The sequence below is a fragment of the Dolichospermum sp. LEGE 00240 genome (genome assembly GCF_015207875.1).
In the GTDB taxonomy this organism is placed as follows: Bacteria; Cyanobacteriota; Cyanobacteriia; order Cyanobacteriales; family Nostocaceae; genus Dolichospermum; species Dolichospermum gracile.
Genome location: NZ_JADEVZ010000078.1, coordinates 1 through 23973, shown reverse-complemented (window position 1 = coordinate 23973; position 23973 = coordinate 1). Strand labels below are relative to the sequence as shown.

The following is a 23973-nucleotide window of genomic DNA, read 5'->3' as shown; positions in this document are numbered from 1 at the left end:
GTCCCAACCCTCTCCCTACTCAATTACAATGCCCCAGCCGCCGTTTTATCGAGAACACTATTACTTAAATGCCCTGTAATATTCATTGCTTGCAGCACCGGATAACCTTGAATACCATCAGGATAATCAATGACACTCACAGCGCCATTACCTTGACGGAAGTTCCAGAAATTTTCGTTAGATAAACCAAGAATATGGCATAACAAAGTTTTATTAGTGGCATCATGGGCAACTACTAATCCTATTTGTAATTGCTGATTTTGGGCATTTTCGACTATGGTATTCCAATCAGCAACACTGCGTTCTTTTACCTGTGTTAAATTTTCCCCTTCTGGCATTTGCACATTAGCGGGGATTGTGCGCCAACTTTCTAATTCTCCAGGAAATTCTTGCTCAATTTCTGATTCAAATTTGCCTTCCCAAAGTCCATGACTAATTTCTCTCAAACCAGCAAATAGTTCTAAGTTTAAACTGGCGTGATACTTTAAGATAATTTCCGCTGTTTCCTTGGGACGGGACATGGTACTGCTAACAGCAAAGTCAATATTTACGTCTTTGAGAAATTCTGCGGCTTTAGCGGCTTGGTTTCTGCCATTATCATTGAGGGGAATATCAATTTGTCCTTGAAATTTGCCTTGACGATTCCATTCCGTTTCCCCATGACGGACTAATAATAATCTTACACCTTTGTGACCAGGACGTAGAGAAGGGAAAGTTTCACCCAGATGTTGGGTTTGATTCATAGATTCTAACTGTACTGGTTCACCTAAACCACCGGCAAAATTCAAAATACTAATACCGCAGTTAGACTGTTGTAAACAATGGTAGCGACTGGGGGAAATTCCCAAAGCGGTGCTAATTAAGGCGCGATTAATGCCATTATGACCAACAATGAGGATAGTTTCACCTTGATGCTGGGGAAGAATCTCTTGCCAAAATTGTTTAGCTTGGGTATATAATGCTAAAACTGGGAAATGTTCTCTAGTTTCGGACTCCCCCTGTAAAACCATGTGAAATTCATGGGGACGTTCTTTCCAGGTGCGGTAATCTGCTGTTAACTTCTCTTTGACTTCACTCGTCGTCATTCCTACCCAAAGAGGTAAATCAACTTCCACCAATTGTTCATCAATTTGAATTATGGGAGCTTGTGTAGCCAATTGACTGCGGATAATTTCCGCCGTTGATTTTGCCCGTTGCAGGGGACTACTATAAATAGCTTGAAAGGAAATACTACTGAGGGCTTTACCTGCTTGACTGGCATCATTTTGACCTTTTGCGGTTAATGATGAGGCATCAATCCGCCCTTGAATACGTTTTTCTATATTGTAGGTACTTTGTCCATGACGCACGATGATCACACGGGTCATTTTTTTACTTTCCTCTTAAATAGCACTAATTTTACTACAAAATGTACCAGGAAGTCAGAATCAGGATATCCAGGATTAAAGGATGATAGGATTTACGCATTGACAAGATTCCCCAAATATGTGAGGTAAATTTTATCCCTTGTAGGGTGCGTCAGACACGATATTTTGACAAAAAAACAGATTCCCTCTATCTGACGCACCCTACTCAATAAGTTATTCCCAATTGCTCTGGAGTTGTCGTTACATCAATTCCTCGTTTGCGAAGTCCACTAGCGATCGCATTAGTGACATTTTCATCTAAATGAAATTTAATTTCTCTAACCATGACCTTCCCATGCGTTCATACCAAATAACGATATTTTGCACTTTAAAATTTATCGCAATATGCCCACAGAAACTTACACTAATAGGGATAAGATACTAATAATTAAGTAGTTAAAGACTAAACCAGGGGAAACGCATCTTATCAATAAGGGCAATTAAATCACAATAATGACCAAAATATTCGCATTAATGACAACTTATTGACAATAATTTAATCCACCACTATGACCCTGAAAAATCAATCAAACGATAAATTGGGATTTATTGGTTTATACATGAAAACGGTATTTTGTCAATAAAATTTAGATGCGTTTCCCCTGAAGACTAAACTGGATAATTTTTGATAGCGATCGCATTATACCCACTGGAGGCGATCGCTTACACTACCGGCTATCGGATACTAATAATTAGGTTGCCGACACTGAATACTAGGATCTAAAAGTCGAGTAGAAAGGCACGACTGATATATCAACGAGTCCATACGCATCTTTTGCATATCCAGTTTATTCTTTTCAATTTTCCCATCCGTGTAACCCCAATCATAACAATTACGACTGCGTTCATTTTCATATGTATTGTTGAATATACCTCCATTAAAACCCGCCGACCAACCACTGGAGTAAGCTGTTTTCCTAGAGGAATGATTTTGACAAGTTTGACGTGGATGAGAAGATTGAGCAATTAAGATAGTCTGACCTTTTCTGAAATTTTCCGTGTTAGTTGGGAGTTGATCAACTACAAGCAATTCCGATCTGTTTTGTGCTTGTACCAAGTTGATATTTCCGGCTAATACAGAAGTGATGACAGTCGTAGTCATCAACAACTTTTGAAATGTGTTCATGAGTATTTCCTTTGAGTAAGATTTTCGGGATGTTAATTATTCTTTTGGCTGTAAACCTAATTCACAAAGTGTTTTTGCTTCATCAACAGAGTAATTTTGCTCCAACTCTATTTGTGGTTTTGAACACCAACCCTGTCTAAACCACTCGTAGGAACTCTGTTTTCACGTGTTCATAATAATCCTGACCTTTACCATCTTTGTGAAAGACTCTATAAAAAGAAATGTTTTCAGTACTAATTCCTCTGTACCATCTTCCTATATAATTTGGCTTGGCTGCAACGGGAGTGCTGTGAATATTCCAACTAAATATACACACTATGGCGGTGCTGGTCATCAGTAATTTATGCAGTTTTTTCATGGGAATCTCGTAATCTCCTTAATTACTAAACCCTAAAAGATAGTTTTTGCAAATTAACAGACAAAAAAAACAGTCGCTCTATCAAAATATAACTAGCTTCGACCACCTGGCCATTCAACAACATGATGACAACCGAAATGAAACATTAAACCTGAACCAACTATTCCTATAATTGCATTTGGTGATATTATGCTAACAAACAATGTGAGACTAAAAAGCAAGATCCAACTTAGCAAAAAAAGGAACTGCTTCTTTACTTCTTCATTACCTTCACTCATTAAAAATGAAAAAGGAGATAACATGATAATCCATCCTATTTCTCGGAGTGAGAGAAACAATAATATAATTCCCAGAAACGAGCCAAAAAACAGGCTTTGAACAATCTGGTCGAATAAGCTAAGGTCTTTTTTGAAAAAGCTCCCAAGAAGTCCAAGTGAGCATCCTATAAAAAATAAGAAACTTTTAGGTGGTTCGGATTGCTGTGACATTGTAGTTTTCACTCCTGGTTAATTTCTTGCTTCAATAGATAGGAAAACATGAAAATGAGTTAGGTTGGGGTCAAGAAAAAAATCATATTACCCAACCGACAAGATAGGCGATCGCACTTGCCAAAATCATTCCCGCGTTCTCATCAAAATACTAGCCCACATTCCGCACCCATTGGTGTCACAATCGGTAATTTCGGATTTTTGAATACCTTTGAGGATAATTTTAATACAAAATAGTCTAAATCTTAGGTGGCGATAGCGAAGCGCTGCTGTAACCCACATTCCGCACTACCCGGTGTCACAATCGGTAATTTCGGATTTTTGAATACATTAAAGGATGATTTTTATACGAAAAGGTAGAAATTTTAGGTAGCGATCGCTAACCCCAAATCCCCAAACGACCATTTTTCGTTGTGTGACAGTTGAGGGTGCGGAAGATAGGCTGTAAGCACTTCGCCAATCTCAAATCCCCAAAGGACCATTTTTCGTTGTGTGACAGTTTACGGTGCGGAAGGTGGGATATAGGTTCCAAACAATCACATTGCAACCTCTAGGAAAGCATTAGTCATAGATTTACTAAATCTAGCTACAACGGGCACAATTGTTTCCATTTGATGCTGGTTGTTAGAAACAGAGGAGGCAACAGTAAATGCCTGTTTATGAGCATTTTGCTCTATCCAGTCTAGAGTTGCAAGTTGAGACTTAACTTCTGGTAGTGCCAATAACGTTGACTCAACATCATGCAAAGCTTTTACAGCACTTCCAATAGAAGCTTTTTGAATTTGAGGAGATTTCTTGCCAAAGATGCTAAGAACATCATCATAAATGGCCAGGAGACTATTCTCCTGTTTAAATTTCCAATATGCAACAAAAGTTCTTGGCAATGTAGCTGCCATTTGAGGAATGGCTGAAAGTAGTTGCATCTCAATATCACTTACAATATAGAGTTGAGATGCGAACAATACACGAAGAAAAACTTCTTCTCCTAAAATAGGACCAAAGACATCAACAAGTTCAGGTCCCCTTGTCTGAAACTGAGTTAGTACAGCATTGACAGTATTTTCGTGTAAACGAATCAAAACTTCTTTTTCCTGTGTTCCTGTATTTCTAGATCCAGCTTGAGAAATTTCACTTTGAATTGATTGATAACGAGAATCTGAAGGTGCTAGGCTAACTGCTATTGCAATATCAGACTTAGCCCCACCTTGATCGTTACTTTGAAATTTAGCAATTGCTCTTAGAGCATAGCTTTCTGCATTGTCTGAATCATAAGTAATAGTCTGGTTTAGAGAGCTGATAGTTCCCTGATAATCATCTAAATTTAACTGGGCTTGTCCCATAAACCTGTAAATTCCTGCATAAATACTCCTTAAATCCCCATTAGGTTCTCCAATCTGTCTTAAAATAAGTAAAAGCTTATTAAAGGTATGAATTGCTCCTCCAAAATCACTTGCAGATAGCTTTTCCAATGCAAGGTTGTATTGGCTTTGGCACTGCTGCACTAGATTCTCTAGCTCTCGTCTTTGCGATGCTAAAAGTTGCTGATGGGCATACATTTGCTGTTGTGCCTCAAATAGCTTTTGTCTCTCTTGTTCGTGAGCATACTCATTAGCCTTTCTACCCAGATACTTAACGCCTCTGTAGGCACCATATCCCACTGCGGCAGTTACACCCAGCTTAATGAGCGTATCACCGAAACTCCCATTTCCCATTTTTGATATCCTCTATTTGTTTTGTGTTTGTTTATTTCAGAAATTGTTAGTTAGATTGTTTCTAGTAATGTTGGGTTCTCTTTCGTCAACCCAACCTACAACTAGGATTATAAATCCTACAGCACAAATCAATACGCAAATGTGGGTGATTCTGTTAAATGTTGAACTTTGAATTGATTAATTCCACCTATTTTTGTAAAACAACACCAGTGCCATATTTCTCACCATTCATACCTCCAGGAAGACCATCTTCAAGAAAATAGTATTTTTTACCTGTGGCTGAATCTTCAATAACTTTAGGTGAAACCGTAGTACATTGATCGAATCCTGATGGATTAGGAGGACTACCAGGTAAAGGAAAATTAAAAAGTCCTTTATGTGCAACACACCGACCAAAAGATACTGGGATGTAGCAACCTCCTGTTTGGACTACAGAACCAGGAATACTGGGTTTCACCCTAGTTGTTCCCTCGCTATCCCGATAACATCTGTATGTAGTACGAGATTGCGCTTTAGCTATATTTACATTCCAACCAAACATAGAAACTATGACCGTTGTACCAATCAATAATTTATGGAACTTTTTCATGGTGATGTCCTTGATTACTAAAAATTGAAAGAGAGTTTTTGCAAATTAATAGATGGTAAAATCTGAAAATGAGTTAGGTTGGGGTCAAGAAAAAAATCATATTACCCAACCGACAAAACAAAGAATGGTGTTAGGTTTCCTTTCGTCAACTTAACCTACAACTAAAACTTGATTTTCGGCTCTTGACACACACGACTAGGATTGTTTAGTCTATTGGCAAGACAAGATATATATAAATAAGTCTCAGATGTGTCTCTTTTTGCAGATGTCATCAATCCATCTGAAAAACCAATGTTGTAGCAGCGAAGACGGTTTCCACCTTGATAAGAATTATTGGGTTTACCTAGATTAAAACCATCCGACCAACCGCTATCATAAGCAGTTTTGAAGGAAGAATCATTTTTACATTCACTTCGAGAAAGATTAGATTGTGCTTGAGTCACGCTAATATTCCACCCAAATATAGATCCTATTACACTAGTAATTATCAACAATTTATGAAACTTGTTCATGGTGATGTCCTTGATTACTAAAAGTTGAAAGAGAGTTTTTGCAAATTAATAGATAGGAAAAATTGAAAGTGAGTTAGGTTGGGGTCAAGAAAAAAATCATATTACCCAACCGACAAAACAAAGAATGGTGTTAGGTTTCCTTTCGTCAAACCAACCTACAACTATTAAAAACCGCCTGGATTCCTCACCGCCTCCAACCGCCTGAATCCCAACCGCCTGGATTGTTTTCAATACTGCGCCAGCCACTACCACCAATGAAGCGATCTGTATCTCTCATCGAACCCCGCAACCATTCGCGATTAGGGTCGAGGTCAGTGTTAGGGAGTTTAAGAACTGGGTTTGTAGGATTTGGTTCTTGATATTGAGAGGAAGGAGAATTTTGATTTTGCCTACATTCTCCGGGAATTGCGTCTGCTGCTGCTCTAGCATTACCTGTAATTACTAAACCCAACAAAGAACCGATCGCTGCTCCAGTGCAATGTGCTGGTAAAGATTGCGCTTGAGCTATATTTACATTCCAGCCAAACATAGAAACTATGGCTGTTGTACCCACCCAAAATTTATGAAACTTGTTCATAGTAATTTTTACTCCTGGTTTATATTTTTGTTTATTGCTCATAATTAAAGCATTGATTTTTGGGAAGAATAGATAAATTGAATTAATTTCTTAATTAGTTCTGATATCACTGTAACTGTTGAAAAAAAATCAAGTGGATTAGCTAAATTCCATAAGTGCATGAAAAAATTTTCAATCAAGACCACAAAAATGGAACAATTATGGATTTTTCTCAAGAGGGTGTGCAATTGCAATTTAAGCGATGCTACTGTAGATGCGATGCCTGCGGCGTAGCGATCGCCATAAGATGACACCACATATCAAGTGTTTTAGGTATAGTTTGTTGGGTAGCGATCGCACTATATTCTATTATTAGACTGGATGAGTTGCCTGAGATCCCAAAGGCTTTACCCTAAGTATACTTACTTAGAAGTGGCAGGTCGACAGGCATTACTTAGAATGTTTAAAGAAACTTGCTCAGGAGAAAGCCTAAAATGCCACTACGATTAACACCAGAAGCATTTGATAATATTTATCATGAGCAACTAACGCCTATTCAAAAACGAATTTTGCGTCGTCTCCTGCGGGGGAAGTCATATCAGTCAATTCGTGGAGATAAGACGGTTTGGATTGATCGTGAGGTGTTGACTGAAAGAAATCGAGAAAACTTGCCACCACGACAACGAGAACGGTTGGAGATGCTTGAAGCCGGCCAATTAATGGAACAGTCCCTACTAGCGCATCATTTACGGGGAATTTGCCAGACTTTTGGCGTTGAATCAACGGGAAATTTAACAGATGATTTACGACAGGTTATTAAAAATTGCGCCATGTATATCCCTGATTTTGTGACCATAGACGCACTAGAACAATATGAATTAAACAATTCTCCTATGCCCAATGGTCTTGTTTCCACTGATTCAATTTATTATCAGGAACGTTCTCCTATTGAGCAGAATTGTTATGCTTGTTTAAATAATGCTGGAGAGCAAGCTATCTTGTTACGCCTAAAAGCGCCGAATCTGATGGGGAAGACATCATTAATGAGACGATTGTTAAACAATACAATGGTTAAAAATGGTCAAGGTAAGGCCGTCTATTTAGACCTAAATACTGACCGCGAGATCTTAACTCCAGATGTTTTTTATCCATGGCTATGTAACCAAATCGGCCGTCAAATCGGACTTGATATTCGTGAAAATCTCAGGTCACAATGGGATAAGGAGTCTCCTGCTTCCTCGGCTTGTGATTATTTTCTTGAGGATTTTATCCTTAGCCAAATTGATAAACCAATATTTCTTGGCTTAGATAATTTGCTCTGTGTTTGTAAGAATCCAGCGTTGATAGATTTCTTGGAAAAATTACGAGCATGGCATGAAAAAGGCGTAAACAATCAATTGTGGCGAAAGTTAGTGCTGATTTTGGCCTATTCTACAGATGATTATGTAATCAAAGGCCTGGCTGGATCTCCTCTGTCAAACGTAGGTAAAGGACAAGAGTTGAGAGAGTTTAATGATCAGGAAGTTTTAAATTTATCTCAAAAACATAGTCTCAGATTGACAGAGACAGAACGAAAAGATTTGCAAGAAATGATTGGAGGGCATCCCTATTTGATTCGCCAAGCTATGTACTCCCTAAGCCAACAGAAAGAAACACTGGAGACTATCTTAGAGAAGGCGGAAACTGAGGTAGGAATTTATCATGAGTATCTCTCTCGCCTCTATAGGAGTATTTGTCAATATAGTCTCAAGGAATGTCTCAAAAAAGTCATTGAAAGCAATCGACCTGTAGTGCTAAATCCAATAGAAACGTTTGATTTATATAGCTTGGGATTAGTATTAAAAACAACAGACGGTGTTGAGATACGCTGTCGCTTATACCGCGAATATTTTACAAGGTATTTAGCCCTTTAAATTGCAATTATTTTAGCAATACCGTTCCAACCTAGTTCAGGAATAAACAATGATTAAAAATTTCTATAAATATGGAGGCGGACTCAATCCCCATACGCCGAGCTATGTCAAGCGTTTTGCGGATGATCAGTTATATGAACTGTTAAAACAAAATTATTTTTGTTATGTTTTTAACTGTCGCCAAATGGGAAAGTCATCTCTTCAGGCTCAAGTAAAAATGCGTCTAGAAGCTACTAATGCCCAGGGAAATCAATGTGTTTATTTGACGCTTCAGGAGATGGACTGTAGCCAATCTATTTCTGAAAATCAGTGGTATCGCGAGTTTTCTAAAAAAATATTTCGCAATTTAAACTTGCAGAAACAAACTGATTTCAATGAATGCTGGTCGAGGTTCTCTGGACAAGGAGCTATTAGCTCTTTTTCGGATTTTATGGCGGAAATTTTATTGCCATCTACTTCTTCTAATTTAGTAATTTTTATTGATGAGATTGATAGAATTTTAGAACTATCTTTTAGAGATAATTTTTTTGGTTTGATTCGTACTTTTCATGAAAAGCGGGCAGAGTACGATGACTTTAATCGTTTAACGTTTTGTTTTTTAGGAGTAGCAACACCGAATGATTTAATTCAAAATCCTTTACAGAGTCCGTTTAATATTGGTCGAGCTATTGAGCTAAGAGGGTTTGAATTTAATGAAAGTTTAGTTTTAGCGCAAGGACTACAGGACGTGGCGAGTGTTCCAGAAGAAGTCTTGAGAGAGATTTTATTTTGGACGGGAGGACAGCCTTTTTTAACACAAAAAGTTTGCGCTTTGTTGGTTGAATCTCAGATTAGGATTGGGGAAGGTCAAGAAAAGTCTTTTATCGAGGAATTCATCTACTCATCAATCATCCGTAACTGGGAAGGACAAGATGAGCCTATCCATTTAAGAAGCATTAAAAATCGATTATTGGCAAAAGAAGTATTGACTGGAAAGTTGTTGGAAATTTATCGCCATATTCTACAAAATGGTTATTTTACTACCGAGGGAAATCAGTTAGAATCGGAGTTACGCTTATCGGGTTTGGTTGTTAAGAGAAATGCAGATTTAGAGATTTTTAATCCTATTTATCGAGAGGTTTTTTCCCTGGAGTGGGTACAAAAGCAGTTAGATAGTTTACGCCCTTATGCTATCGCTTTGAATGCTTGGCTTGCTTCGGAGAAAAATAATACTTACTTGTTGGACGAGACTGAAACGGCGCGGGCGGATATTTGGAGAGAGGGAAAATTTTTAACCCGAGAGGATGAGGAGTTTATCCGAGATAGTAAGTTAGCCCAAAAGGATAAAGACTCCGCTCAGAAAATTGAGGCGGAAAGAGAAGCGAAAAAAATTCTAGAGAAAGCGAAAAAGAAAGCTCAAAAAGCTTTAATCGGATCAATCATTGCCAGTGCGTTGATCATAGCGGGAACATTGATTTTTGCGACTGTTCAAACTAACAAGGCGGAAAAAGCCCGTCAAGCTGCCATCGGGGTAACGCGATTAGAGCAACGGGGGATAGGTTTAGCTAGACGTTTTGAAAGGGAGGGTGAGGGACAGATAAAGCTATTATTAGAAGCGATCGACGGAGGCCAAGAATTACAGGCGATCGTGAAAACCAGGGCGATCGATAAATACTCTAGCCCCGGACTTCTGTTCGCTTTACGGACTATTCTCGATGGAATAAGGGAACAAAATCATTTAGATGGTCATCGCTTTTCCGTCGGCAGTGTTGCCTTTAGTCCCGATGGTCAGTATCTCGCCACGGGATCAAGTGATGGAACCACTCGTCTTTGGGATCGACAAGGTAATTCTCTTGTAGAATTTAAGGGGCCTGGACAGGATGTTGTTGTGAGTGTTGTCTTTAGTCCCGATAGTAAATATCTCGCTACGGGCGCAATGGATAGTACCGCTCGCCTTTGGGATCTGCAAGGAAATTTGCTCGCCGAATTTAAAGGGCAATCTGTTGTTTGGAGTATCGCCTTTAGTCCCGATGGTAAATATCTCGCCACGGGTTCAAGGGATACTGAGGCTCGTCTTTGGGATCTTCGGGGCAATATGCTTGTGGAATTCAAGGGGCATGGAGAGGATGTCACAAGTGTGGCTTTTAGTCCCGACGGCAAGTATCTCGCCACGGGTTCAAGGGATCATACGGCTCGTCTTTGGGATCTTCGGGGCAATATGCTTGTAGAATTCAAGGGCTATCGAGAGGCTATCACAAGTGTGGCTTTTAGTCCCGATAGTAAATATCTTGCCACAGGGTCATGGGGTAAAATAGCTCGCCTTTGGGATCTTCGAGGCAATTCCCTAGTGGAATTCAAGGGGCATCGGGATGGAATCGACAGTGTTGCTTTTAGTCCTGATGGCAAGTATCTCGCTACGGGATCATCGGATCGAAGCGCTCGCTTATGGAATCTCCAAGGCAATCTTATCGGGGAATTTAAAGGGCATCGGGATGTAATCAACAGTGTTGCTTTTAGTCCTGACGGCAAGTATCTCGCTACAGGATCATCGGATCGAAGCGCTCGCTTATGGAATCTCCAAGGCAATCTTATCGGGAAATTCAAAAAACATCGGGATTCTGTCCAAAGTGTCGCTTTTACTGCGGATAGCAAATATCTCGTCACGGGGGTAGGGGGATGGGATGACACCGCTCGTTTTGAGGATCTTCAAGGTAATTCCTTGGTGGAATTTAAACATCCACGTCATGTCACGAGTGTCGCTTTGAGTGCCGACGGTAAATATCTTGCCACGGGGTCATGGGACTGGATCGCCCGTCTGTGGGATCTGCAAGGGAATTTACTCGTAGAATTCAAGGCACACGAAGGGAATTTAACAAGCATTGCTTTGAGTTCCGATAGCCAATATCTCGCCACGGGATCAACTGAGGGAAACGCTCGTCTTTGGGATCTGCAAGGGAATTTACTCGTAGAATTCAAGGGGCATCGAGAAACTGTCACAAGTGTGGCTTTTAGTCCCAATGGGAAATATCTCGCCACTGGGTCAGGAGACTCAACTTTCCGTATCTGGGATCTTCGAGGTAATTTGCTCGTAGAATTCAAGAATCATCAAGGCTCTCGTAGCAGGATCAGTGTAGCCTTCAGTCCCGATGGAAAATATCTAGCTACGGGTTCAACGGATAATACGGCGCGCTTGTGGGATCTGCAAGGTAATTTACTCGTCGAATTCAAGGGACATCAGGAGAATGTCGATAGTGTAGCGTTTAGTCCCGATGGTAAGTATCTCGCCACTGGTTCAAATGATAATACGGCTCGCTTATGGGATCTGCAAGGCAATATCCTCGCAGAATTCAAAGGTCATCGAGAGGATGTCAAAAGTGTAGCGTTTAGTCCCGATGGTAAGTATCTCGCCACTGGTTCAAATGATAAAACCGTCAGACTTTGGCCGATTGAAGATTTAGACGCTTTACTCGTCCGGGGATGTCATTGGCTGAAAGATTACTTTGTCTCCCACCCGCGAGACTTACAAGAACTTCCCGTCTGTCAACAAGCTCTGAAAACTTCTCGCTAACTTGCGATGTTCTCAGCCATACCTTGAAAAAAAATTCATACTCCTCCTTTTGATGGTCTGAATTATCAACTTTTTTTCCGCTAGAAAATACTCTAAAAAATACTTAATATACATACACCAACAATGATAATAATACAACCTAACAATCTATGTTTAATATTTTTTTCATGAAAGAGGAAATAGCCATATCCTACAGTCATCAATAAACTGGTTTGTTTTACCGCTACCGAATTTGCTGCTACTGTAGATGCGATCGCCATCACATGACACCACATATCAACTGCTTTTAAGCTACCTAATAAAACTAATTTATAGAAATTACTTTTTAACTTAGAAAACCAATTAGGAGAGCAAATTATTACAATAGGCAAAGTCATGATAGCTGTACAAAAATAGAGGGAAGCTGAGAAAAATAATGGTGAGGAATTTTTTGCCCCAACTTTATCAAAAGAAGTAGTTAAAGCCCAGAGGAAGGCTACTATTAACATTAATTGAGAAGATTGGGTAGTCATCAAAGATGTTAACGGTGCGAGATAATTATTTTCCTTGGGTTTTAAATTTAAAAAATATCCACCAAAACATATTAATAAAATACCTATAAGTTGTGCTTTTCCAGGAAACTCATTCAGAATTAAAGGAGAAGCGATCGCTAAAAATAACGGCGAAAATCCCATTAACGGTATGGTTAAAGATATATCCCCAAAACGCAACGCCCTGATATATAAAATGCCGCCAATAGTGGATAGAGTAGCATCAGCTAACAAAGCCCACCAAAAATCTTTCCCGATCGCAGGTACTGGGTTAGGTGATAATAGCAACCAAGGAATATAAATAATTAGAGTAAATGTCCTTAGCGCCCACGCAACTAAATACTCATCTAAGGGTTGATTGCCTTTATTTGTTACAACTTTACTCAAGACATCTCGCAGAGATTCAAAGGTAGCAGCCGCCAGTGAGAAGTATAGCCAAGTCATGGAGTTTAAGAGTAGTAAATATTAGATAGTGGGATGTAAATAAGTAGTGTTAGGTTTCCTTTTGTCAAACTAACCTGCAATTACCTAGAAGGGGCGATCGCTACGCCCGCCGCAGGCATCGCTCACATTACACTACATTTAGATGATTACAAGTTATCTAACACACGGTCGGGTGCAATGATTTGTTAGACCTCAAATGCGATTACAGTAGCAATGGAAGCTATAATTTCCAGCATTGTAATTTCAGAAACCCTCCCTAATTTACGAATAAACCTTTGTAAATCCGCTCCCCTTAGTTGGAGAGTATCAATTGCAGAATCTTTATTCAATCTATTGATACTGTTAGGTTCAATTTTAACGTGCCAGAAATTTGATGAAAAATATGTTTTCCAGTCTGTAATAGGAGCAATAAGCTTGATAGGAAGCTTTCCTACTGAATCCGAACTGATGACGACAGCAGGACGCACTTTTTTGATTTCTGCACCAACAGTAGGATCGAAGTTGACTAACCAAATTTCTCAACGTTTTGGCAGATCAGGGTTAATACTCAATGATGTCACCTGCCATTAACTCTTGCCATTCAGAATCTTGTTGATAGTGAGAGAGCATTATATCAGCTTGACTTTCGAGAATATTCCTACGTTCAGTCATTGGTAACTTCAGAAAAGCAAGACGCTGTTTTAAGGATGGAGAGATATCTTCGGTGGTAGAAGAATCAGAACTAACTTCTTCAACCAAAATAACTACTTCAACAGTTTGTCCTACAGTCAGATCTGGAGATTGAATTTCAATTCTATTTCCTGGTAGGACTTTTGCTGTCGTGTACAAAGTTGATTTGACCATTTTCAGCCTTTTGTTTAAGTATTTTTATTGTAGTTTATAATATCGGCGATCGCACAATTAATTATAATCATCCCTAATGGAATAGTTTGTTGGGTTTCGTTCCTCAACCCAACCTACCAGATCGGACCAAATCACCGAGGCTATCCCCGTGAGAGTAGCATTGCATTTTATTAATCTTAGTTAGCGCGCAAGTCTCTTTTAATAGACTAAAAACTCTGATTGAACCATTAGAAAGGACTTGATAGTTCCACCAATTTAATGAGCCATTATAACCTGTTTTCACGTTTTGATAATAATCATGAACTTTACCATCTTTTTGAAAGACTCTATATTTAGAAATGTATTCATTACTAAGTCCCACATTGTACCATCTTCCTATATAATTTGGCTTGGCTGCAACGGGAGTGCTGTGAATATTCCAACCAAATATAAAAACTATGACGGTGGTAGTAATCAGTAATTTATGGAACTTTTTCATGGTAATTTCCTTAATTACTAAACAGTAAGACAAAGTTTTATCTAGGATTGTAAATTGTACAGCACAAATCAATAGATTTACCAGGAACACGCTTGGGTGTACTGTAACCTATGGATTTATAAGAGTTAGAACTTACTACTTGAACAGTGACAGATATGTCTTGTTTAAGATTTTTAATTGTGATCCAATTTGCGAAAGGATTAAAATTTCCTCTAGAAGATGGGTTTTGATTCAGCAACTCTGGTTTTACATTATCTATCTCTATCCTAATATCACCAAAAGTGTAATTACCATCTCGACGAAGATTAATCTTTCCTTGTTGTCTAAGTTTGTGGATTGCATTAACGGCAAACTGAACCGTATCACCAATACTAGGTTGAGATTGAGCAATTAAGATAGTCTGACCTTTTCTGAAATTTTCCGTGTTAGTTGGGAGTTGATGAACTACAAGCAATTCCGATCTGTTTTGTGCTTGTACCAAGTTGATATTTCCGGCTAATACAGAAGTGATGACAGTCGTAGTCATCAACAACTTTTGAAATGTGTTCATGAGTATTTCCTTTGAGTAAGATTTTCGGGATGTTAATTATTCTTTTGGCTGTAAACCTAATTCACAAAGTGTTTTTGCTTCATCAACAGAGTAATTTTGCTCCAACTCTATTTGTGGTTTTGAACACCAACCCTGTCTAAACCACTCGTAGGAACGTCTACCTCCAAACTCGCGCCGATTGTCACTTTGTCTTTTATATTGACCTTCTGTGTGGGCGCTACATCCTTTGTCTCTCCAGCTTTTACCCTCTAGCCATCTTGTATCACTGTCACCTAAATCAACTAAATAACGTCCATTAGTTTGGGAAACTGATTTAGCAACATATTTTTTACTTATCAAACGTTGAACACATTCAGCTAGATTGCTTTTTTGACACTGTGCTAATGCTGTATCTGGAGAAACACCTAAATTTGTATATTGTTGAACGCACTGAAGAACTGCTGCATCTTGAGCTTGAACCAACGTTTCACCCAGAGGAAGGCTAAGAAATGATCCTATGGTTGTAGCAGCGATGATGAGTTTAGATAAGTGATTCATGGTAATGTCGTGAATAACGTCAATAAATAGTTAAAGGCTAAACCGGATAATTTTTGATAGCGATCGCATTATACCGCGCATTATACCCACCGCAGGCGATCGCTCACATTACGCTATCTTGGTTAATTAATTCATTGTTTGGTTAAACGAGTACCTGTGTCCAAATTTAGCAACCCATCTGGAATTATTTGATATTTTCTCTCACCAGATAATCCTGCTGAACTTCTCACCCGAACATAAATTAAATCTCCCGTACGTTTCCAAATACCTTGTATATTGGTAATTCTTGTCCGCGGACGGGTGTAACCACTGTTAATGAAAGATGAGCATTTTTCTAGAAAATCCCCACTGTCATAAAAGAACGAAATACAGTCTTGCTTTATTCCTACATCACTGTCATTCTTGGTTGAATTATAAGCAGCAATTAATTTGGGGCTATTTTGTGCTTGAGTGCTGTGAATATTCCAGCCCAATATAGATGCTATGACTGTAGTAGTTATCAGCAAATTATGAAACTTTTTCATGGTAATGTCCTTGTTAATATATGTCTAGTGGGAAATATTTGATATTGGGTTTTGCCATGTTAAACCAACCTACGACTTTTGCTGTCGTGTACAAAGTTGATTTGACCATTTTTAGCCCTTTGTTTAAGTACTTTTATTGTACTTTATAATATTTGGCGATCGCACTTAAACTCACAGATTCAATCAATGTGCATGGTGCGTTCCCCAAAAATCTATTGGTGGAGCGGTAGGACTTGCATTAGGGAACGCACCCTACGGCTGTTATCTTTTATCGAATCTATTGTATTAGCTGAGATTTCAATCAATTCCAGACTATTTTGTGCTTGAGTTGTGTGAATATTCCAGCCCAATATAGATCCTATGACTGTAGTAATTATCAGCAATTTCTGAAACTTTTTCATGGCGATGTCCTTGATTACTAAAAGTTCAAAGAGAGTTTTTGTAAGTTATTAACAGATAGAAAAAACTGAAAATTAGTTAGGTTGGGAGCAAGAAAAAATATCATATTACCTAACCGAGAAGATAGGCGATCACACTATTGAAAAGTAAATTTTACAAGTGTTGAAAAAACATGATACTTTTTGCCATTATTATTTTCTACTATCTCCCCTTTCCCAAAGTCTGTTTTGATCCAAAATCCGGGGCGTAACCACTCTTGTCCGCAGTTGTACCATTCGTGGGTAGTCAATCCTATAGGGTCAGGTTCATTATTTTTAAAAAAACACTGTTTTTTTGTCAATGGAACAAAACAAGCTTCTGAACTTACTTTTCCACCCATAAGATATGGACCAGTAAAACTACCTGCTATTGCAGGAGTAACACGATATTTCCGTTGACCATCTATTGTTTTATAACTTTCACATTTATAAGTTTTTAGCTGGGCTGCAACGGGAGTGCTGTGAATATTCCAGCCAAATATAGATGCTATGACTGTAGTAGTTATCAACAATTTATGGAACTTTTTCATGGTAATGTCCTTGTTAATATATGTCTAGTGGGAAATATTTGATATTGGGTTTTGCCATGTTAAACCAACCTACGACTTTTGCTGTCGTGTACAAAGTTGATTTGACCATTTTTAGCCCTTTGTTTAAGTACTTTTATTGTACTTTATAATATTTGGCGATCGCACTTAAACTCACAGATTCAATCAATGTGCATGGTGCGTTCCCCAAAAATCTATTGGTGGAGCGGTAGGACTTGCATTAGGGAACGCACCCTACGGCGTTAAGCTTGGTAAATCTCCTAGAGCAGGTATGATGTTTTAATGAAATAGTGGTTGAAAATATTCTTCTGTTTGGAAATGTTGGGTTTTGCTGTTGCTCTACCCAACTTACAACTTTAATTTCGGATAAAAGCAAGTGCTTTATTATATGCTATTTCAACCTCTGTAGCACAAGCTTTAACCTTAGAATCAAAAGGGTTTGTTCCTAGATCAAGACACCGTGTGACTCTATCCCTCCTTACATTTACGGTTATCACTCAACCTAGAAAATAGGATATATTAACCTAGCATCCATCAAGTGTAGCAAGACAATTGGATTGTCTTTGACTTTCTTGGTCAAGTCGTCGTTGTTCTTCCCAAAAAGCATCTCTTTCTGCTTGAAATTGTTCAAGTCGTGCTTGCTGCGATTGCGATGAAGAAGTAGTTGTAGGAGTTGTAGGAGTTGTAGTAGTACGATCAGGTTGAGTTGCAGGAGTTGTAGTAGTACGATCAGGTTGAGTTGCAGGAGTTGTAGTAGTACGTTGAGGATTATTATTGTTATTTTGAGATTGAGGTGTACCACCACCAGTATTGCTAGATGTACCTCCACTACAGGAAGTTAGCATTACAGCAGTGAGCAGAACGGTTGTTGTACCCACCCAAAATTTATGAAACTTGTTCATAGTAATTTTTACTCCTGGTTTATATTTTTGTTTATTGCTCATAATTAAAGCATTGATTTTTGGGAAGAATAGATAAATTGAATTAATTTCTTAATTAGTTCTGATATCACTGTAACTGTTGAAAAAAATCAAGTGGATTAGCTAAATTCCATAAGTGCATGAAAAAATTTTCAATCAAGACCACAAAAATGGAACAATTATAGATTTTTTCTCAAGAGGGTGTACAATTGCAATTTAAGCGATGCTACTGTAGATGCGATGCCTGCGGCGTAGCGATCGCCATAAGATGACACCACATATCAAGTGTTTTAGGTATATATAGTTTGTTGGGTTTTCTCAACTCAACCTTGTATAATATATTTAGAAAAATTAATTTACATTCATCTTATTAAGAGGTGTAAAAATATGACTGAAACTAAATCTCATAAAGTGGTACGTCGAGGCAGATTATTTCCTGAAATTCAGTGGACAGAAGACAGGATCAATCTGTATAGAAGTGACCTGGAAACTCATCATCAACGCTGTAGAGTGGTTTTTGAAAAATTGCAACCAGATTTGATCAAAAATCATTATAACTGGTTTATGGCAGTTGATTCAGAAAGTGGAGATTATTTCCTTGATAAAGATGAAGAAGTTGTTACTCAAATGTTTTTGCAAAAACATCCAACTGCTATACCCTTTATTTTTGTGATTAATGAAACTGGAGTAGCTGGTAGGATATGATTCTAGGCGATTTTGGAAGTGATGGGGAGATTTTTTTTGAAATTGATTTAATTACTGCTGATGATTTAGAATTACCAGTAACAGCAATGTTAGATACTGGTTTTACAGAGTTACTTGCTGTTAATTCTCAAGATTTAGAAGCATTAGGTTGGCGTTTTTTGCGGGAAAGACCACTCAAAACAGCGCAGGGAATCAATACTTTTAGGATTTATTTAGGAAAGGTACGTATTGACGGAAGAGAGTTTGAAATTCCGGTTTATGGTGGTGAGGAAATTACAGAAATTTTACTTGGTAGTCAATGGTTGAAGATTATGCGATTAGTTGCGGATATGTCCGCAGATGTTTTAAGTTTGGAGATAGTTTGAGAAATCTATAGGGTTGTGTAATATCTTTTTACACACGGGTAGTTCCTTTAAAACTTTCGGGTGAGAGATAAAATAATCACTTAGCCGATGACATCCCCGTGCAAGCAATTCATATAGTGTTTCTACACGCCATAATCGAGCCGTTCCATCACTTGCACCGGAAGCGAGATATTTACCATCAGGACTAAAAGCTATAGTGCTGACACCCCTGCGATGTCCCCTAAATTCTCTAACCACATTCCCCTTCAAATCCCAAAGTCGGATAGTCCTATCATTTGAACCAGTAGCGATAAGTTGACCATCAGGACTGAATACTACACTATTAACACTTCCTTCGTGTCCTTTTAACTCTCTAATTAAATTACCTTTGAGATCCCAAACACGGGTTGTACCATCTTCTGAAGCAGTAGCAACGAGTTGATCATCAGGACTAAATGCTACACTACGAACATCCTTTTTATGTCCTTTTAATTTTGTGACTACTACATTTCTTTCAATATCTAAAACAACAGCAAGTACCAAATCTTTACCTCGAATACCCTCTAAACGACCAACTTCCTTTGATAAACCCATAGCTAAAAGCTTGCTATCATGGCTAAAATTTATAGTTAGAAAGATACTTTTTTTAAACTTAAACTGTTTTAGTAAATTTCCTTTAATATCCCAAAGTTTTACAGTATCACCCATGGGAACAGTCGCAATCAACTTTCCATTAGGACTTAAAATCATGTCATTAATATACTCGTCATAAGCCTTAAATTCCCTAATTAAACTACCTTGACGATTCCAAATCCGAATTTTTTTATCCCATGAACTCGTAAATAAAAACTGACCATCTGGACTAAATGCTATACTCGTCACCCAATCTTGATGTCCTTCTAGTCTAGCTATTAAATTACCTTGAAGATCCCAAATACGACCAGCTTTATTTTCTGAAGCAGTTGCAATTAAATTACCCTCCCGATTAAAGGTTATGCTTCTGACATTAGGCCAATGTTCTTTAAATTCTCTTATAAAACTGCTTTGAAGATCCCATACACGAACAGTTTCATCATCTGAGGAACTAAAAACAGAAAGACCATCTAAACTAAAAGCTACACTTTTAACACTTTGCTCATGTCCTTTCATTTTCTCTATTAAATTACCTTTAAGATCCCAAAGTCTAACCGTACTATCATCTGCACCACTAGCAATAAATTGACCATTAGGACTAAAAGCTACACTATTTACACCTTTTTGATGTCCTTTAAATTCTTCTATTAAATTGCCTTTAAGATCCCAAAGTCTAACTGTATTATCATTTGCACCACTGGCAATAAATTGACCATTAGGGCTAAAAATTACACTTTTAACACTTTGTTGATGTCCTTTAAATTCTTTGATTAAATTGCCTTGAAGATCCCACATTCTAATGGTATTATCATCCGCACCACTAGCAATAAATTGACCATTGGGACTAAAAACTACACTATTTACACCTCCTTCATGTCCTTTAAATTCTTTGATTAAATTGCCTTTAAGATCCCAAAGTCTAATGGTATTATTTCTCATTCCTGTAGCCAAAAGTTTAGCATCAGGACTAAAAACCATACTTAAAACTGGACTAAAAAATAAACCATAACTATTCCTAAGAACTTCCTCAAAAACTTTAAACTCAGCTAGTAATTTACCATCAAAATCTAAAATTCTAGTAGTGTTATCCATGGCAACAGTCGCTAAAATCCGACCCTTTGAGCTAAAAGCTACTTCTCTTACACTATCTTTCCCAAACTCACTTTTTAATCGGGTTATTACATTACCTTTCAAATCAGTAATAGCAGTTGTATCACCAAATGTGGAAATAAAAGCCAGGTGTTGATTATTAGGAATAACTACAAATTTATCAGTATAAGGAATATCACCAAAACGATTTTTTTCGCGGTTATAATCTAGAATATTATGTAAAGCATTTAAAGGACTGATAGCCGGATATTGATCTAAACTGCTATTTCCAACTAATTGTTTTAGCTCTTGTGCAGTTTTCATTGACTCAATTAAAAGTGCAATTTGATCTTCTGTATCTGATAAAAATCTGCGAATGATATGAGTTCCTTCCCGTTCTAATTGTGTTCCCTTAATAGCTACTTGTCGCAATTGTTCTGCTCTTTCTAAACTTCTGACAGACTCTTCTAGTTTTTGACGATTCACTTGCAGATTAAGCTCAATTTTTCGTAACTCATTTTGATTTTCCTGATTTTGAACTTCCGCTTTTTGCTTTTGCTTTAAAATCACCTGACGTTCTTTTTCTAAAGCTATTTTTTGTACTTGAAATTCCCCAACCTGTTGTTGAGCTTTATTTCTGTCTGTTTCCAATCTTTTTAAATTACCTTGAGCTAAAATTAATTGCTGATTTACTTGTTTTGCTCTTAACTCAATTTGACTACGTTCTCGACTCACACGAGTTATCTGTTTTCCAATTCTATCTCGTTCTTTTTTTGTATTAGTTAACTCTTGAGTTGCTTGATTAGCCTTTTGAGATGCTTTTTCAGCTTTAGTAACTTGGATAAACGCAAAAATTAATGTACCAGTTAATACTAATAAACTAGCAGTTATAGAAACAATTAATAACCTGCGGGCTTTTTGCTTTTCCTGTTCAGCTATCTTTCTATCTTTCTCTGCTTGTTGTTTAGCAAGCTCTAAAATTTGTTTTGCTTCATTTTCTATTGCGAGTTGTTTGCCAAATTCATGGGACTGTTCAGTTAATTTACTATCATTTAAAAATTCTTCATCATCTTTACTAATACTTTTATTCTGTTTCCAAGCTAAAGCGTGAATCAGAACTTCTCCGGTTAATAGATAAGCTGGATTTTTACCAGAACTTAACCATAAATTAAAGGACTGATAATAAGGTCGTATAGTATCTAACTGTTCCTGAACCCAATCTTGATTAAAAATTTCTTGATAAATAGGATTAAAAACTTCTAAACCTCCATTCCTTTTAACTACTAAACCAGACAGTCTTAGTTCTGATTCAAATTCTTTTTCTTTACCCAAAAAAGTTCCATGCTTGAGAATATATTGATAAATTTCTAATAATTTTCCAACTCGGTTTTCATTAGCAATCAATCTGGTTTTGATTTGATCAAAATGTTGATAATCATGCCAATTTTTGATAATTTGAGAATAGACGAACTGCTGAATAGTTAATTGTTCTTTTCCTTCAGATACCTTAATATCTGACTTAACTAACAAATCACAGACAGTTTGAGTTAAAAAAGGTTGTCCCCCAGTCCAATATAAAACTTGTTTCAATGTTTCACGTTCGTTACTAGCTAATCCTTTTAAACCTTCAGCCAAAACTAAACTTTCATGAAACTCAAAGCCATTTAATTCCACAGCTTTACCAATATTAAAAGGACTCTCTACTGGATTTTTAATTAAGTCACTTGGAGTCGCTACTCCTAACAAACAGAAAGTCAATCTGTGGTAATTTATATTTTGATTTCTCTGGTTATAGAAAAATCTGATCAAGGCAAAAAAGTTATCTCGAAATGGTAAACTGAATGAGCAATCAATTTCATCTATGAAAATTACAATTTTCTTTTGGACTAAAGTTAATAATTCATGGGAAACAAAATTATTTAACAATTGACTAGATGATAGATATGGTCTTGATTCTATCCAACTACCTAAATCTATTTCTATTTGTTGTTCTAAAGAAATTGCATTCAACAGATTGTAAATAAATGAAACATACCATTCCTGCTGAGTAACTTGAGTTCCAATACCTTGTAGATCAATATCAATACAAAAAAATCCTTCTTTTTTTAACTTATGTTGAGTTTGATCTTTAATTGAAGATTTCCCCATCTGACGACTGTTAAATACATAGCAATATTCCCCTTGCTTTAATAAATTAAATAATTCTGTATCTGCTGTTCTGATCACATAGCTAGGACTATTTGTTGGTAATGTTCCTCCAACTTTATAGAATGAACTACTCATTTTTTTATCCTCCGATAATAAATAGACTTTCTAAAGAAACGTAGTAAAATATTCCCGGTATAGCTGACATCTAGGTTCAACTTTGTTGTCTTTTTTTGTGACTAAACCAATACTATATAGTTGGAAGGTTTCTATTGGATCTAATTCAACTGGGGTAAAACTATGAATAACTTTCTTTAAACTCTCTGTCAGATGAGAATCACGAATAATTTTCAGTAATCTACCTAAATAATTATTATAAATTCCTTCATTGGTAGCAGCTTTACTTAAAATTTCTTCTAATGTCACTTCTTCATGAATGATATGATACATAGCTAACCTAACTAAAAAAGGATGTCCTCCTATTATTTGCTTTAAACTTTCCACCTGGATAATCTGCCAGTTAAGACCATGTCTTAAAGATAAATTTTGAATTTCTTCTGTATTAAACTCTCTTAATTCTTGTGGATTACCTACATTATATAATGAAGACAAATTTAACTGAAATAAAGGATATCCATCAGTAGAATAGGCTAAAATAAATGCTAATTTACGCCATATTTGATTATTTTTAGCATTTTCATGTCTGGTTCTTAGCCAAAGCAGAAAATCTTGTAAGAGGGTGTTTGAAAAGTTAGAAGTTGAGTAAAAAAAGCTCTCCGGGTATAATCTGTAAATACAAAGATACAGAACCGTAGAGAGCAATGAGTAAAGTATACTCCAGCAACTTAACTAGAGAACAGTGGGAACTAATAGAACATTTAATTCCAGCAGCTAAAACTGGTGGTAGAAAACGAGAAGTAGATATTTGGTGCGTACTTAATGCCATCTTTTATGTATTAACTCAAGGATGTACATGGCGAAACTTACCCGGAGACTTTCCCCCATGGCAAACTGTATATACATATTTCCGCAATTGGCG

Annotated in this window: 23 protein-coding genes; 5 read left to right on the top strand and 18 right to left on the bottom strand. The window is 37.3% G+C overall.

Annotation, left to right across the window (positions count from 1 at the left end; translation table 11 throughout):
• Nucleotides 1-23: 23 nt before the first annotated feature.
• The 7 genes from IQ226_RS20650 to IQ226_RS20620 all read right to left on the bottom strand — a co-directional run bounded on the left by IQ226_RS20650 (nt 24) and on the right by IQ226_RS20620 (nt 6810).
• Nucleotides 24-1367 (bottom strand): histidine phosphatase family protein, encoded by a 1344-nt coding sequence (locus IQ226_RS20650; protein WP_193898510.1) that lies wholly within the window; start codon nt 1365-1367, stop codon nt 24-26.
• A 724-nt stretch (nt 1368-2091) separates the two neighbouring features.
• A complete protein-coding gene (locus IQ226_RS20645; RefSeq protein ID WP_193898508.1) occupies nt 2092-2532 on the bottom strand; it encodes a hypothetical protein in 441 nt (146 codons plus the stop codon).
• 450 nt (nt 2533-2982) lie between these two features.
• Nucleotides 2983-3378: a hypothetical protein gene (locus tag IQ226_RS20640; protein ID WP_193898506.1), complete on the bottom strand. Its 396-nt coding sequence runs from the start codon at nt 3376-3378 to the stop codon at nt 2983-2985.
• A gap of 536 nt (nt 3379-3914) precedes the next feature.
• Nucleotides 3915-5090: a hypothetical protein gene (locus tag IQ226_RS20635; protein ID WP_193898504.1), complete on the bottom strand. Its 1176-nt coding sequence runs from the start codon at nt 5088-5090 to the stop codon at nt 3915-3917.
• Nucleotides 5091-5277: 187 nt separating this feature from the next.
• Nucleotides 5278-5679 (bottom strand): hypothetical protein, encoded by a 402-nt coding sequence (locus IQ226_RS20630; protein ID WP_193898502.1) that lies wholly within the window; start codon nt 5677-5679, stop codon nt 5278-5280.
• Nucleotides 5680-5840: 161 nt separating this feature from the next.
• Complete coding sequence (locus tag IQ226_RS20625; protein ID WP_193898500.1) at nt 5841-6122, bottom strand: hypothetical protein; 282 nt, start codon at nt 6120-6122, stop codon at nt 5841-5843.
• Between the two features lie 253 nt (nt 6123-6375).
• Nucleotides 6376-6810: a hypothetical protein gene (locus IQ226_RS20620; protein ID WP_193898498.1), complete on the bottom strand. Its 435-nt coding sequence runs from the start codon at nt 6808-6810 to the stop codon at nt 6376-6378.
• A gap of 431 nt (nt 6811-7241) precedes the next feature.
• Here IQ226_RS20620 and IQ226_RS20615 point away from each other — a divergent pair, with 431 nt between their 5' ends.
• Together IQ226_RS20615 and IQ226_RS20610 are read left to right on the top strand one after the other, a co-directional pair.
• The gene (locus IQ226_RS20615; protein ID WP_193898496.1) at nt 7242-8660 is read left to right on the top strand and encodes an AAA-like domain-containing protein; all 1419 of its coding nucleotides are present in this window, start codon (nt 7242-7244) and stop codon (nt 8658-8660) included.
• A 49-nt stretch (nt 8661-8709) separates the two neighbouring features.
• Nucleotides 8710-12207, top strand: a complete 3498-nt coding sequence (locus tag IQ226_RS20610; protein WP_193898494.1) for an AAA-like domain-containing protein — start codon at nt 8710-8712, stop codon at nt 12205-12207.
• 92 nt (nt 12208-12299) lie between these two features.
• On the opposite strand, the gene IQ226_RS20605 is transcribed toward IQ226_RS20610, so the two are convergent.
• The 9 genes from IQ226_RS20605 to IQ226_RS20565 form a co-directional block, all read right to left on the bottom strand.
• Nucleotides 12300-13181, bottom strand: coding sequence for an EamA family transporter (locus tag IQ226_RS20605; protein WP_193898492.1), 882 nt, complete (start codon nt 13179-13181; stop codon nt 12300-12302).
• 185 nt (nt 13182-13366) lie between these two features.
• Nucleotides 13367-13696: a type II toxin-antitoxin system PemK/MazF family toxin gene (locus IQ226_RS20600; protein WP_193898512.1), complete on the bottom strand. Its 330-nt coding sequence runs from the start codon at nt 13694-13696 to the stop codon at nt 13367-13369.
• Between the two features lie 25 nt (nt 13697-13721).
• Entirely contained in the window at nt 13722-14024 is a 303-nt protein-coding gene (locus IQ226_RS20595) for a hypothetical protein (protein ID WP_193898490.1), read from the bottom strand.
• Nucleotides 14025-14127: 103 nt separating this feature from the next.
• Entirely contained in the window at nt 14128-14502 is a 375-nt protein-coding gene (locus IQ226_RS20590; RefSeq protein WP_193898488.1) for a hypothetical protein, read from the bottom strand.
• Between the two features lie 37 nt (nt 14503-14539).
• Nucleotides 14540-15052, bottom strand: coding sequence for a hypothetical protein (locus IQ226_RS20585; RefSeq protein WP_193898486.1), 513 nt, complete (start codon nt 15050-15052; stop codon nt 14540-14542).
• Nucleotides 15053-15088: 36 nt separating this feature from the next.
• Nucleotides 15089-15589, bottom strand: a complete 501-nt coding sequence (locus tag IQ226_RS20580) for a hypothetical protein (protein ID WP_193898484.1) — start codon at nt 15587-15589, stop codon at nt 15089-15091.
• Between the two features lie 131 nt (nt 15590-15720).
• Nucleotides 15721-16113 (bottom strand): hypothetical protein, encoded by a 393-nt coding sequence (locus IQ226_RS20575; RefSeq protein WP_193898482.1) that lies wholly within the window; start codon nt 16111-16113, stop codon nt 15721-15723.
• Nucleotides 16114-16648: 535 nt separating this feature from the next.
• On the bottom strand, nt 16649-17080 hold the full coding sequence (locus tag IQ226_RS20570; RefSeq protein ID WP_193898480.1) for a hypothetical protein: 432 nt from the start codon (nt 17078-17080) through the stop codon (nt 16649-16651).
• Between the two features lie 542 nt (nt 17081-17622).
• The gene (locus IQ226_RS20565) at nt 17623-18042 is read right to left on the bottom strand and encodes a hypothetical protein (RefSeq protein ID WP_193898473.1); all 420 of its coding nucleotides are present in this window, start codon (nt 18040-18042) and stop codon (nt 17623-17625) included.
• 363 nt (nt 18043-18405) lie between these two features.
• Between IQ226_RS20565 and IQ226_RS20560 the strand changes: the two genes are divergently transcribed.
• Both IQ226_RS20560 and IQ226_RS20555 read left to right on the top strand, forming a co-directional pair.
• Nucleotides 18406-18723 (top strand): hypothetical protein, encoded by a 318-nt coding sequence (locus tag IQ226_RS20560; protein ID WP_193898471.1) that lies wholly within the window; start codon nt 18406-18408, stop codon nt 18721-18723.
• A complete protein-coding gene (locus IQ226_RS20555) occupies nt 18720-19088 on the top strand; it encodes an aspartyl protease (protein WP_193898469.1) in 369 nt (122 codons plus the stop codon). The genes IQ226_RS20560 and IQ226_RS20555 overlap by 4 nt, the downstream gene beginning before the upstream one ends.
• Here IQ226_RS20555 and IQ226_RS20550 read toward each other — a convergent pair.
• Both IQ226_RS20550 and IQ226_RS20545 read right to left on the bottom strand, forming a co-directional pair.
• Complete coding sequence (locus IQ226_RS20550; protein WP_193898467.1) at nt 19068-23072, bottom strand: AAA-like domain-containing protein; 4005 nt, start codon at nt 23070-23072, stop codon at nt 19068-19070. The two genes, IQ226_RS20555 and IQ226_RS20550, sit on opposite strands and share 21 nt — an antisense overlap.
• Before the next feature lie 30 nt (nt 23073-23102).
• A complete protein-coding gene (locus IQ226_RS20545; protein ID WP_193898465.1) occupies nt 23103-23756 on the bottom strand; it encodes an AAA-like domain-containing protein in 654 nt (217 codons plus the stop codon).
• On the opposite strand from IQ226_RS20545, the gene IQ226_RS20540 reads away from it, so the two are divergent.
• On the top strand, nt 23756-23973 hold a 218-nt coding region (locus IQ226_RS20540), incomplete at its 3' end, for a transposase (RefSeq protein WP_193898463.1). The genes IQ226_RS20545 and IQ226_RS20540 overlap by 1 nt on opposite strands.

What these genes read in the sequence shown, in the direction of transcription:
- IQ226_RS20580 (WP_193898484.1), bottom strand. Translation starts at nt 15,589, where the DNA reads ATGAATCACTTATCTAAACTCATCATCGCTGCTACAACCATAGGATCA.
- IQ226_RS20610 (WP_193898494.1), top strand. Translation starts at nt 8,710, where the DNA reads ATGATTAAAAATTTCTATAAATATGGAGGCGGACTCAATCCCCATACG.
- IQ226_RS20620 (WP_193898498.1), bottom strand. Translation starts at nt 6,810, where the DNA reads ATGAGCAATAAACAAAAATATAAACCAGGAGTAAAAATTACTATGAAC.
- IQ226_RS20560 (WP_193898471.1), top strand. Translation starts at nt 18,406, where the DNA reads ATGACTGAAACTAAATCTCATAAAGTGGTACGTCGAGGCAGATTATTT.
- IQ226_RS20630 (WP_193898502.1), bottom strand. Translation starts at nt 5,679, where the DNA reads ATGAAAAAGTTCCATAAATTATTGATTGGTACAACGGTCATAGTTTCT.
- IQ226_RS20555 (WP_193898469.1), top strand. Translation starts at nt 18,720, where the DNA reads ATGATTCTAGGCGATTTTGGAAGTGATGGGGAGATTTTTTTTGAAATT.
- IQ226_RS20605 (WP_193898492.1), bottom strand. Translation starts at nt 13,181, where the DNA reads ATGACTTGGCTATACTTCTCACTGGCGGCTGCTACCTTTGAATCTCTG.
- IQ226_RS20650 (WP_193898510.1), bottom strand. Translation starts at nt 1,367, where the DNA reads ATGACCCGTGTGATCATCGTGCGTCATGGACAAAGTACCTACAATATA.
- IQ226_RS20595 (WP_193898490.1), bottom strand. Translation starts at nt 14,024, where the DNA reads ATGGTCAAATCAACTTTGTACACGACAGCAAAAGTCCTACCAGGAAAT.
- IQ226_RS20590 (WP_193898488.1), bottom strand. Translation starts at nt 14,502, where the DNA reads ATGAAAAAGTTCCATAAATTACTGATTACTACCACCGTCATAGTTTTT.
- IQ226_RS20550 (WP_193898467.1), bottom strand. Translation starts at nt 23,072, where the DNA reads ATGAGTAGTTCATTCTATAAAGTTGGAGGAACATTACCAACAAATAGT.
- IQ226_RS20645 (WP_193898508.1), bottom strand. Translation starts at nt 2,532, where the DNA reads ATGAACACATTTCAAAAGTTGTTGATGACTACGACTGTCATCACTTCT.
- IQ226_RS20640 (WP_193898506.1), bottom strand. Translation starts at nt 3,378, where the DNA reads ATGTCACAGCAATCCGAACCACCTAAAAGTTTCTTATTTTTTATAGGA.
- IQ226_RS20585 (WP_193898486.1), bottom strand. Translation starts at nt 15,052, where the DNA reads ATGAACACATTTCAAAAGTTGTTGATGACTACGACTGTCATCACTTCT.
- IQ226_RS20635 (WP_193898504.1), bottom strand. Translation starts at nt 5,090, where the DNA reads ATGGGAAATGGGAGTTTCGGTGATACGCTCATTAAGCTGGGTGTAACT.
- IQ226_RS20570 (WP_193898480.1), bottom strand. Translation starts at nt 17,080, where the DNA reads ATGAAAAAGTTCCATAAATTGTTGATAACTACTACAGTCATAGCATCT.
- IQ226_RS20615 (WP_193898496.1), top strand. Translation starts at nt 7,242, where the DNA reads ATGCCACTACGATTAACACCAGAAGCATTTGATAATATTTATCATGAG.
- IQ226_RS20575 (WP_193898482.1), bottom strand. Translation starts at nt 16,113, where the DNA reads ATGAAAAAGTTTCATAATTTGCTGATAACTACTACAGTCATAGCATCT.
- IQ226_RS20565 (WP_193898473.1), bottom strand. Translation starts at nt 18,042, where the DNA reads ATGAGCAATAAACAAAAATATAAACCAGGAGTAAAAATTACTATGAAC.